Below are 11,165 nucleotides of genomic sequence, written 5' to 3'. Positions count from 1 at the left end.
CGAAGACCTCGGAAAGGAGGGGACATGGCCAGTCAGGACTGGTTGGACAAGGACTTCTACGCCGTCCTCGGCGTCGGCAAGGACGCTGACGAGGCCGAGATCAAGAAGGCCTACCGCAAGCTCGCCAAGCAGTACCACCCGGACCGCAACACCGGCGATGCCGAGGCGGAGCAGAAGTTCAAGGACGTGGGCGAGGCCCACGCCGTCCTCTCCGACCCCGAGCAGCGTCAGGAGTACGACGCGATCCGCTCGATGGCCGGCGGCGGTGCCCGGTTCACCGCCGGCGGCGCGGGCGGCAACGGGGGTTTCGAGGACATCTTCAGCGCCTTCGCCGGCGGAGGGGGTGGCGGTCCGCGCGTGCGCTACAGCACCGGGGGCGGCTCCCCCTTCGGCGGGGGCGGTGGCGAGCCGGACCTGGAGGACATCCTCTCGATGTTCGGTGGCGGTGGTGGCGCCGGCTTCGGTGGCCAGGGAGCGGGCTTCCGCCCGCCGCCCCGCGGCCCGCAGAAGGGCGCGGACCTGACCGCCAAGACCTCGCTGAGCTTCCGCGACGCGGTCGAAGGGAGCACCATCTCCCTCGACGTGAACGGCGAGAAGGTCAACGCCAAGATCCCGGCAGGGGTCAAGGACGGGCAGAAGATCCGCTTGCGCGGCAAAGGCGCCCACGCCGGCGCCGGTGGGCAGCGCGGCGACCTCATCCTCACGGTGGGCGTCGCGAGGCACCCGGTCTTCGAGCGCGACGGCAACAACCTCGTGCTCGACCTGCCGGTGACCTTCCCCGAGGCCACCCTCGGGGCGACCGTCACGGTGCCGACCCTCGACGGGGCCGGCGTCAAGGTCAAGGTCGCACCCGGCACGCCGAGCGGACGCATGCTGCGGCTGAAGGGCCGCGGCGTGAAGACGAAGAAGGCCACGGGCGACCTGCTCGCACGGGTCCAGGTGGTCGTGCCGACCGACCTCGGCGACGCCGAGCGGGAGGCGATCGAGGTCCTGCGCGATGCGCGCGAGGAGGACCCGCGGGCCGACCTCGCAGCCAGGGCCCGCGACTGAGCCGACGAAGGAAGTGAGTTCGATGGCCCGGATCTCCGGGTTCAGCGGGGACGACAGGACGCCGGTCTTCGTCATCTCCGTGGCTGCCGAGCTCGCCGGCATGCACGCGCAGACGCTGCGCCAGTACGACCGGATCGGACTGGTCACCCCGTCACGCACCCGCGGTGGCGGCCGGCGGTACAGCGCCGCCGACGTCACCCGGTTGCGGGAGGTGCAGCGTCTCTCCCAGGAGGAGGGCGTCTCGCTCGGGGCGATCCAGCGGATCTTCGAGCTCGAGCACCAGGTCGCTGCGCTGCGCGCCCGGGTCGGCGAGCTGCGCGCGGAGCTGGATCGCGCCCACGACGAGCTCGGGCAGGGGCGGCGGTTCTTCGCCGTCGGCTCGGAGGGTGACGTCGTCGCCCTTCGCCACGGTGAGCGTCCGCGCGGCCGGTCCGCCGGCCAGGCCCTCGTGGTCTGGGACCCGGCGCGGCGTCGGCGCTGAGCCCCCTTCGGACACTACGGCCCTGATCCATGTGGTGACTCATGATCCACCACATGGATCAGGGCCGTCGTCATCGCCTGCTGCGCCGCCAGCCGCTTCATCCCGTCCGCGGGGTGGATGGGCACCGGCCACTTCGGACGGGTGGTGTCCCCTTCGTTGCGCCCGGTGATCCGGCGCCGCAGCAGCGGAACCACCTCATCCCGCGCGAAGCCGACCTCCGTGCGCAGGGCCCGACGCCAGTCGACCGGTTCGACCGGCACGAGGTCACGCAGCTTGAGGGTGTGCGGCACCCCGATCCGCTCGGCGATCGTCGCGGCCATCCGCTTGTGCCCCGGGCGGGACATGTGGATCCGGTCCGGCGCCCACAGCATCTGCTCGTGGAACTCCGGCATCCGCGCGTGGTCGACGAGAGTCGCGTCGTACGTCGCCGCCAGGTCGCGGATCACGTCGTTGAAGTCGCCCACGCGCCGAACCAACGGCTGGACCAGACGACTGGTCCGCGGCTCGAAGGTCGTCACGAGGATCACCCGGGCACCCGTCGCGGTCAGCCGGGCCAGTGCCGCCTCGTAGCGCCGCGCGATCGAGTCGACGTCGGCGCGCAGCGAGAGCAGGTCATTGCCCCCGGCGTTGAAGGAGATGTGGCTGGGCCCCATCGCGATGGCCGGCTCGAGCTGCTCGGCCACCACCTGGTCGAGGAACTTGCTGCGGATCGCGAGGTTGGCATACCGCCACGACGGGTCCGCCCGCCCCAGCTGTCGCGCCAGGCGGTCCGCCCAGCCGCGGACCCCGTTGGGGTAGTGCAGGTGCGGATCACCCACGCCCTCGGTGAAGGAGTCGCCGATCGCGACGAGGAGCCCGCTCATGTCGATCCCCATGCCACCTGCCGGGGGCCACATGATCAAGGCCTGTCGGCAGGGGTTCACCGAGGGTTCAGCCACGCGGTGGCATGGTGGGGACATGCCTCTTCCCCGGGACGCCGCCTCCGTCTTCGACCGCAAGAACACCCCGCTGATGCGGCTGCTCGACCGCGCCGACCCGCAGGCGCTCACCGCCGCGAGCCCCTGCCCGGGGTGGTCCGGCGTCGACGTCGTGGAACACCTCATCGAGAGCCAGCGCGACTTCCTCCTGCTGGCGGGGGCGGACATGCCCGATCCGGCGCCGACCGTCGAGCAGCTCGGCGCCGCGATGGCCTGGCGCACCCATGCCGAGGCCGTCGCCCGGCAGCTGGCCGACGACGGCTTCGCCGAGCATCCCCACCGGCGTGGCGAGGACGGACCCAGCGTCGGCCGGGTCTTCGAGGCCACCTTCGGGCTGGACCTGCTGATCCACCGCTGGGACATCGCCCGCACGCTCGGTGGGGAGACCACCTTCTCCGACCGGGAGCTGGACCAGATCGAGGAGGCGCTCACCGCCTCCGGCGAGCACCTCCGGGCGAAGGGGATGCTCGCGCCACCCGTCGCCGTGGCAGCCGACGCCTCCCGGCAGGACCGACTCGTCGCCCTCACCGGCAGGAGGCCGTGACGCGGGACGCCGGGGTGGGCGGCGTCGGCGTGTCGCCCCGGAGGCGAGCCCCCTGCCCGTTCGTGGGAATCGACCCTCGCCGGATGCAACCTTTCACCGGTTTGGGGCGTTCACATCCATGTGTGCCACCATCTACCGGCCGGAGCACCGTCGGTACCCGGCACCTGTCGCCCCCGACCCGAAGAGGTAGCTGACCAGTGACATCCGAGAGCAACGCCCGTGTGCCCGGGCGTTCCGTGGGTCAGCGGGGGGCCCGCTCGCGTGAGCACGGCAGGCGCGTCCGACGCTTCTACGTCCTCACCGCGGCCAGCACGCTCGTGCCAGGTCTGGGGCTGATCCCCTCCCGCCGCCGGACCGGGTGGACGATGGTCACCCTCTTCGTCCTGGCGCTGCTCTTCGTCTGCGGTTTCGCCCTGAGTCGTGGCCTGGCCTCGTCGGTCATCCGGGTCGGGGTCAGTGGCGCGGTGCTGCTCGTCGCGACCTTCGTCATCGTCGTCGGTGCCGCGGCGTGGATCTGGGGGATCATCACCACCGCGCGCGACAACTACCCCGAGGGCATGAGCACCGGCCCCAAGATCGCGATGATCGTCTTCACGACGATCGCTGCCCTGCTCGTCTTCGCGCCCGCGACGCAGGCGGTGCGCTACGCCAACATCCAGCGCTCGGTGCTCAACACGGTCTTCGACAGCATCCGCCCCGACGGTGCGGTCGGCCCCGGCGAAGGCGACGACCCGTGGGCGGACACGGACCGGGTCAACGTCATGCTCATCGGCTCCGACGCCGGACCCAACCGGACCGGGGTGCGCCCCGATGCGGTGATCGTCGCCAGCGTCGACACCCAGACCGGCGAGACCGTCCTCTTCGGCATCCCGCGCAACCTGGAGGACATTCCCTTCTCCGCGAAGAACCCGCTCTCGGAGAAGTACCCCGACGGGTACAACTGCGGCAACGACTGCCTCATGGAGTACGTCTGGATGCTCGGGGAGGAGAACGCCGACCTCTTCGAGACCGACGATCCCGGCCTGGCCGTCACCAAGGACGCCGCCTCCCAGATCCTCGGGCTGGACATCGACTACACCACGGTCGTGGACCTCGACGGCTTCCAGGAGCTCGTCGACGCCATGGGTGGGGTCACGATCAACGTCAAGGACCGGGTCTGCATCGGCTGCGAGCTCGTCAACGGCACCGTCGTGGGCACCACCGGCTACATCGAGCCCGGGAAGCAGCACCTCGACGGCTTCGAGGCGCTCTGGTACTCCCGCTCCCGCGCGGAGTCCAAGGACGGCGACTTCTCCCGGATGCGTCGGCAGCGCTGCATGGTCGGTGCCCTCCTGGACCAGGTCGACCCCAAGACGATGGTGCTGCGCTACCCGGCACTGGCCAAGACCCTCGAGGACAACGTCCGGGTCGACATCCCCCGGCAGGACCTCGACGAGTGGGCCGATCTCGTGCTGCGCATCCAGGACGCGGACGACATCAAGTCCCTCCCGCTGACCAACCAGAACATCGACGTCACCGACCCGGACTACGCGAAGATCCACGCGATGGTCGACAAGGCGGTCAACCCGCCGGAGCCGAGCGACCAGCCGGAGCCCAGCTCCTCGAGCTCGAGCTCCAGCGAGCCGGAGCCGGACGAGCCCTCGCCGAGCGAGAGCACGAACAAGGACAAGCTCAGCGACATCGACGCCACCTGCTGAGGACTCGTCGGTGGGTCCTCGGCCGGGACCCCGTCAGGGCCGGGCGGTGACCAGGTGCTGCAGGCGCGGCCGGTGGCCGGGCGCCGCACCGAGCCGCAGATCGGTCTCGAGCACCTCGTGCAGGGGGCGGGTGCGCACCTCGCGGTAACCCGCGGCGCGCACCACGTCCTCGGTGGCGGCGATGCTCTCGGCGGTGGCCAGCGGGAGGTCCCCCAGCAGCCCCTCGTAGGAGTCGATGAACTCCTCCGGGGACCCGGCCAGGCCCTCCTCGAACCACGTGGCGTCCACGAGGGCGAGCACCCCGCGGGGCCGGAGCAGCCGGCGCCACCGGCGCAGCGCCGCGACCGGGTCGCGCAGCGTCCACATGAGGTACCGGGAGGTGACCGCGTCGAAGCCGCCCTCGGCCAGGTCCGGCGCGACGGCGTCGCCGTGGACGAAGGTGGGGACCGCCCCCTTCGCGCTCCGGGCCCGCTCCTTCGCGACTCGGAGCATCTCGGTGGAGGCGTCCAGACCGGTGACCCGGTGGCCGAGCCCCGCCATGACGAAGGCGGCGTGGCCGCTGCCGGTGCCGAGGTCCAGGACGTCGGCGGGCGGCTCCGGCAGCACCTCGGCCCAGATCCCGCCCCACAGGCGTTGGTCGACCTGTTCCCGGTCGCTGCGCTGCTGGTGGGCGTGGTAGGTCCGCGCCCGGAGGTCCCAGTAGTGATCGATCTGCTCCTGCACCGGCCCGGTCATGCGGCTCCCTCCAGCGGGGTGAAGAGCAGGTGGAGGCCGTCCTCGGCGTCCACCCGGCGCACCCCGATCCCGTAGACCCGGGTCAGCAGCTCCGGGTCGAGCACCTCGGCGACCGGGCCGCTGCCGGCGACTCGTCCCTCCTCGAGGAGGACGACGTCGTCGCAGTAGCGGGCGGCGAGATTGAGGTCGTGCAGGACGACGACGGTGGTCCGACCCACCGAGCGCAGCAGGCCCAGGACCTCGTGCTGGTAGCGGATGTCGAGATGGTTGGTCGGCTCGTCGAGCAGTAGGTGGTCCGCGTCCTGGGCGATGGCGCGGGCGATGAGCACGCGCTGCTTCTCGCCTCCGGAGAGTGCGGCGAAGTCTCGCCGGGCCAGGTGCCGGGCACCCACTCGGTCCATCGCGCGGGTCGCGGCGGCGACGTCCTCGGAGCTGGTGCGCTGGAAGCCGGACAGGCGCGCGGTGCGCCCGAGCAGGACCATCTCGGCGGCGGTCATCGTGCTCTCGCCACCGGCCTCCTGGACCACGACGGCGACCCGGCGGGAGAGCCCGCCGCGGTCGATCTCCTCCAGCGGCCGGCCGTCAATGCGCACCTCGCCGGACGCGGGGGAGAGGCCGCCGTGGAGCAGCCGCAGCAGGGTCGTCTTGCCGCTGCCGTTGGGCCCGATGAGGCCGAGCACCCGCCCCGGCCTGCTCGTGACGTCGACACCGTGGATGATCGGGGTGGCCCCGTAGGCGAAGCGCAGCCCGCTGGCCTCGATCACGTCTGGTCCTTCTCGGCCGCGCGCACGTTCTCGATGAGCTGCTCCAGCCCGTCGACGACGAGTGGGCTCGCCGGCTCGGCGAAGTTGAACAGCTCGGTGTGCACCTGCCCGGTGCGCACCGCGGTCAGCTTGTCGGCCCCGGGGAGGGAGGTCAGTGCCTGCTCGACCTTCTTCGGGTCGCCGTCGGAGTGCAGCAGGACGATGACGTCCGGGTCCTTCTCGAGAAGCTTCTCGAGGGTGACCTCGAAGACGCGCTGGTCCTGCCCCCCGAAGACGTTCTCCATCCCGGCCGCCTCGAGGAGCGGATCCGGCATCGACTTGTTGCCGTAGGCATAGGTCGTGCCGCCGCCGACGGTGGGGTAGAGGACGGCGCCGGTGCGTTCCCCCTTCGTCGTGGAGCTCGTGACCTTCTCCACCCGCTTCTTCAGACCCGCGATCGCGTCCGCTGCCTCCTCCTCGCGGTTGAAGACCTTCCCGTACATCTCGACCTCGTCGTAGATCTGCTGGAAGCCCGGCTCCGGGAGGTTCTGCGTGCACAGCCCGGAGGCCTCGAGGCTCGGGATGCCGACCTCCTCCAGCGAGGCCCGGTTGAGGTTGTCGGTGTGCCCGAGGACGAGGTCCGGCTCGCGCTCGATGACCGCCTCCTTGGAGATCTGCAGGTGGCCGGAGGCGTCGGTGCGGTCGGTGAGGGAGTCGATCTCCTCGACCTGCCGGGCGACGTCACCGGAGAAGTACCCCTCCGGGTAGGCGCCGGCCTTGACGCCCACGTGGTCCAGGACCCCGACGGAGGTGAGGAAGGGCACGACCGCGGACTTGAGCATCGCCACGTTCGTCGGCTCGGACTCGATCGTGACCTGCTGGCCGCAGTTCTCCACCGTGACGGGGTAGTGCCCCTCGTCCGGTCGGGTCTCGGCGTCCTCGGCGCTGCCGGAGCCGCCGCAGGCGGCCAGCAGGGCGGTGACGAGGGTGAGGGTGGCGACGCGGACGCGTCGGGTGGTCACGAGTGACAAGGCTGCTCCGTGATCGGGGGTGGACCGGGCGGGTGGTTCAGGTGGACGAGACGTGCATGCGGCGGATGAGGACGAGGAGGAAGGGGGCGCCGACGAGCGAGGTGAGGATCCCGAGCGGGATCTCCTGGGGCGCGAGCACCGTGCGGGCCACGATGTCGGCCCACACGAGGAAGATCGCGCCCATGAGCGCGGCGACCGGGACGACCTGCCGGTGCCCGGACCCGACGGCGCGGCGGGCGAGGTGGGGGATAACCAGCCCGACGAAGCCGATGCTGCCGGAGGCGGAGACGACGACCCCGACGCACAGCGCGACGAGCAGCAGCAGGTGAACCCGGAAGCGGTCCGGGGCGATGCCCAGGGTCTGGGCGGTCTCGTCGCCGATGGCCAGGGCGTCCATCCGGCGGGCGTTCCGCAGGAGGGCGAGGACGGTCAGCACGACGACGATCCCGACGATGAGCAGCGGGGCGCCCCAGGAGGCCAGCGCGAGCGAGCCGAGCAGCCAGAAGAGGACCGACCGTGAGCCCTCGGCGGAGTCGGAGGCGAAGATGAGGAAGCTGGTCACCGCGTAGAGCGCGTAGCCGACGGCCACCCCCGCGAGTAGCAGGCGAAGGGAGGTGACCCTCCCCCCGGAGCGGGCCACGACGAGGACGAGCAGCGAGGCGGCGAGGGCGCCCGCGAAGGCGCTCGCGGGCAGGGCGTGCGCACCGGCACCGGCTCCGGCACCGAAGAGGATCGCCGCCGCCGCGCCGCTGGAGGCGCCGGAGTTCACGCCGAGCAGGTACGGGTCGGCCAGGACGTTGCGGACCATGGCCTGCAGCGCGGTGCCGCACACCGCCAGCCCGGCGCCGACGCCGACCGCGAGGAGCGCCCGGGGCAGGCGCACGTCCCAGATGATCGCGTCGCGGGCCACGGACCAGGTCTGCTCCGAGAGGCCCGCGAGGTGGTGGGCGATGATCCGAGCGGTCTCCGTGGGCGGGACGGTCACCGCGCCGCTGCCGACGGAGACGATCACGGACACGACGAGCAGGGCCAGCAGGCCGAGCGTCCAGGCGCTCGCCCGGCGGCGACGGGCACCCAGCCCGAGGTCGTCGTGTACCTCGTCCGCCCGGGTGGGCGTGGTGAGGGCGGTCATGGTCCTCCGCGGGCGGGGTGTCGTTCTTGCACAGTGTTCGCAGCAACGGTAACAACGCATCGACGCCGGGGTGGCGCGGGGAGGGGCGGCGGCGCCGGACTCAGGGTTGAGCGGAATAGACTCAACTTTGCTGCGGTTGGACCTGACGAAGACCGACCACACAGCCCTTGACCCCGAAGGAGATCCATGGAGTTCCAGCCGACCACCAAGGTCGCGGAGGCGATCGCCCTGGCCCAGCGCTCCGCACAGAGCGAAGGCCACGCCGAGGTCACCGCGGACCACCTCGTCAGCGCGCTCGTGCAGCTCGACACCGCGCAGTGCGACACCCTGCTCCAGGCCGCCGGTACGGGAGCCGCGCACGTCCTCGGGCAGGCCGACGCCGCCCTTCGTGCCCTCCCGCGCACCAGCGGCTCCACCCAGCCTCCGGGCATCGGCCGGGAGCTCGGCGCCGTCCTGCAGCAGGCCGACACCCTGATGCGGGCGAAGGGGGACACCCACCTCGCCCTGGACCTGCTCCTGCTCGCGCTCGCTGAGACCGGCCACCTGGCCGCGGTGGAGAAGCGCGGGGCGGCCGACATGGAGGCGAAGATCGACGAGCTGCGGGCCGGGCGGAAGGTGACCTCCGAGACGCCCGCCGACGGCGGCGAGTCGCTCGAGGAGTACGGCACCGACCTGACGGCGATGGCCCGGGACGGCCAGCTCGACCCGGTCATCGGCCGCGACGCCGAGATCCGACGCGTCGTGCAGGTCCTCTCCCGCCGCACGAAGAACAACCCCGTGCTCATCGGTGACCCCGGTGTCGGCAAGACCGCCGTCGTCGAGGGCCTCGCGGCGCGCATCGTCGACGGCGACGTGCCGGAGTCCCTGCGGGACAAGCGCCTCGTGAGCCTCGACCTGTCCGCGATGGTCGCGGGGGCGAAGTACCGCGGTGAGTTCGAGGAGCGCTTCAAGGCCGTCCTCGAGGAGATCAAGGCCTCCGAGGGGCAGGTCATCACCTTCATCGACGAGCTGCACACCGTCGTCGGTGCCGGCTCGACCGGTGACGGCGCGATGGACGCGGGCAACATGCTCAAGCCGATGCTCGCCCGTGGGGAGCTGCGCCTCGTCGGCGCGACGACCCTGGACGAGTTCCGCGAGCACATCGAGAAGGACCCGGCGCTGGAGCGGCGCTTCCAGCAGGTCTTCGTCGGTGAGCCGAGCGTCGAGGACTCGATCGCGATCCTGCGCGGGCTCAAGGAGCGCTACGAGGCCCACCACAAGGTGGAGATCGAGGACAGCGCGCTCGTCGCGGCCGCCTCGCTCTCGGACCGGTACATCACCGGGCGCAAGCTGCCCGACAAGGCGATCGACCTCGTCGACGAGGCCGCCTCGCGGTTGCGGATGGAGATCGACTCCAGCCCGGTCGAGATCGACGAGCTGCGCCGTGCCGTGGACCGGCTGAAGATGGAGGAGCTGCACCTCGCCAACGAGACCGACGAGGCCTCCAAGGAGCGGCTGGCGCGGCTGCGCGCCGACCTCGCCGACAAGTCCGAGGAGCTCGCCGGCCTCACCGCGCGGTGGGAGGCCGAGAAGACCGGCCTGAACGCCGTCGGTGACCTCAAGGCCCGGCTGGACGACCTGCGCACGCAGGCCGACCGGCTGCAGCGCGAGGGCGACTACGAGGGCGCCTCGCGCCTGCTCTACGGGGAGATCCCGGCCGCCGAGGCCGAGCTCGACGAGGCGCAGGCGCACGAGGACCAGCTCGAGGCGAGCGATGTCTCGCCCATGGTCAAGGACCGGGTGGGCAGTGACGACATCGCCGAGGTCATCGCCTCCTGGACCGGCATCCCCGCCGGTCGGCTGCTGCAGGGCGAGACCGAGAAGCTGCTGAGCATGGAGTCGATCATCGGCTCCCGCCTCATCGGCCAGACCGAGGCCGTGCGGGCCGTCTCCGACGCGGTGCGCCGCTCGCGGGCCGGGATCGCCGACCCGGACCGGCCGACCGGCAGCTTCCTCTTCCTCGGCCCGACCGGTGTCGGCAAGACCGAGTTGGCCAAGTCGCTCGCGGACTTCCTCTTCGACGACGAGCGGGCGATGGTCCGCATCGACATGTCGGAGTACTCCGAGCGGCACTCGGTCGCGCGGCTCATCGGGGCCCCGCCCGGCTACGTCGGCTACGAGGAGGGCGGTCAGTTGACCGAGGCGGTCCGCCGTCGGCCCTACTCGGTCGTGCTGCTCGACGAGGTGGAGAAGGCCCACCCCGAGACCTTCGACATCCTGCTGCAGGTGCTCGACGACGGGCGGCTGACCGACGGCCAGGGCCGCACGGTCGACTTCCGCAACGTCATCCTCGTGATGACGAGCAACCTCGGTAGCCAGTTCCTCACCGACCCGACGCTCGAGGGGGAGGCCCGCCGCGAGTCCGTCATGGGCGTGGTGCGCCAGTCCTTCAAGCCGGAGTTCCTCAACCGGCTGGACGAGATCGTCGTCTTCGACGCCCTCAGCCGGGACGAGCTCGGCCACATCGTCGAGCTGCAGGTGCGCGAGCTGGCCACCCGGCTGGCCGACCGCCGCATCGAGCTCGAGGTCACCGAGGCCGCACGGGCCTGGCTCGCCGAGAAGGGCTACGACCCCGCCTACGGCGCCCGGCCGCTGCGCCGCCTGGTGCAGAGGGAGATCGGGGACCGGCTGGCCACCGCCCTGCTCGCCGGCGACGTGCGCGACGGCACCGCCGTCACCGTGGACGTCGCCGGGGAGGGCCTCTCCCTGACGTGACCGCTCGCGTGCACAAAGGGG

Annotated in this window: 10 protein-coding genes; 5 read left to right on the top strand and 5 right to left on the bottom strand. The window is 71.7% G+C overall.

The features are described 5' to 3' along the window. The first annotated feature begins 24 nt into the window (after positions 1-24). Positions 25-1,050, top strand: a complete 1,026-nt coding sequence (locus tag JCO01S_RS06885; RefSeq protein WP_068252807.1) for a DnaJ C-terminal domain-containing protein — start codon at positions 25-27, stop codon at positions 1,048-1,050. Positions 1,051-1,072: 22 nt separating this feature from the next. Then, positions 1,073-1,531, top strand: a complete 459-nt coding sequence (locus JCO01S_RS06880; RefSeq protein ID WP_068252804.1) for a heat shock protein transcriptional repressor HspR — start codon at positions 1,073-1,075, stop codon at positions 1,529-1,531. Positions 1,532-1,545: 14 nt separating this feature from the next. On the opposite strand, the gene JCO01S_RS06875 is transcribed toward JCO01S_RS06880, so the two are convergent. After that, positions 1,546-2,394, bottom strand: a complete 849-nt coding sequence (locus tag JCO01S_RS06875) for an SGNH/GDSL hydrolase family protein (protein ID WP_245634353.1) — start codon at positions 2,392-2,394, stop codon at positions 1,546-1,548. Positions 2,395-2,488: 94 nt separating this feature from the next. Here JCO01S_RS06875 and JCO01S_RS06870 point away from each other — a divergent pair, with 94 nt between their 5' ends. After that, complete coding sequence (locus JCO01S_RS06870; protein WP_068252798.1) at positions 2,489-3,052, top strand: maleylpyruvate isomerase family mycothiol-dependent enzyme; 564 nt, start codon at positions 2,489-2,491, stop codon at positions 3,050-3,052. A 197-nt stretch (positions 3,053-3,249) separates the two neighbouring features. Beyond that, on the top strand, positions 3,250-4,749 hold the full coding sequence (locus JCO01S_RS06865; RefSeq protein ID WP_157074509.1) for an LCP family glycopolymer transferase: 1,500 nt from the start codon (positions 3,250-3,252) through the stop codon (positions 4,747-4,749). Positions 4,750-4,782: 33 nt separating this feature from the next. Here JCO01S_RS06865 and JCO01S_RS06860 read toward each other — a convergent pair whose 3' ends face one another. Genes JCO01S_RS06860 through JCO01S_RS06845 form a run of 4 tightly spaced genes read right to left on the bottom strand, consistent with a single transcriptional unit; the run spans position 4,783 to position 8,390 of the window. Then, on the bottom strand, positions 4,783-5,484 hold the full coding sequence (locus JCO01S_RS06860; RefSeq protein WP_068252792.1) for a class I SAM-dependent methyltransferase: 702 nt from the start codon (positions 5,482-5,484) through the stop codon (positions 4,783-4,785). Beyond that, complete coding sequence (locus JCO01S_RS06855; RefSeq protein ID WP_068252789.1) at positions 5,481-6,248, bottom strand: ABC transporter ATP-binding protein; 768 nt, start codon at positions 6,246-6,248, stop codon at positions 5,481-5,483. The genes JCO01S_RS06860 and JCO01S_RS06855 overlap by 4 nt, the downstream gene beginning before the upstream one ends. Continuing rightward, positions 6,245-7,249 (bottom strand): ABC transporter substrate-binding protein, encoded by a 1,005-nt coding sequence (locus tag JCO01S_RS06850; protein ID WP_068252785.1) that lies wholly within the window; start codon positions 7,247-7,249, stop codon positions 6,245-6,247. Before JCO01S_RS06850 ends, JCO01S_RS06855 begins: the two co-directional genes overlap by 4 nt. A gap of 46 nt (positions 7,250-7,295) precedes the next feature. Further along, positions 7,296-8,390, bottom strand: coding sequence for a FecCD family ABC transporter permease (locus JCO01S_RS06845; RefSeq protein ID WP_068252782.1), 1,095 nt, complete (start codon positions 8,388-8,390; stop codon positions 7,296-7,298). Positions 8,391-8,576: 186 nt separating this feature from the next. Here JCO01S_RS06845 and clpB point away from each other — a divergent pair, with 186 nt between their 5' ends. Next, positions 8,577-11,144 (top strand): ATP-dependent chaperone ClpB, encoded by a 2,568-nt coding sequence (gene clpB, locus JCO01S_RS06840; RefSeq protein ID WP_068252778.1) that lies wholly within the window; start codon positions 8,577-8,579, stop codon positions 11,142-11,144. Positions 11,145-11,165: the final 21 nt, after the last annotated feature.

Source organism: Janibacter corallicola NBRC 107790 (assembly GCF_001570965.1).
GTDB classification, from domain to species: domain Bacteria; phylum Actinomycetota; class Actinomycetes; order Actinomycetales; family Dermatophilaceae; genus Janibacter; species Janibacter corallicola.
This window is presented reverse-complemented; position numbering and strand designations above follow the sequence as displayed.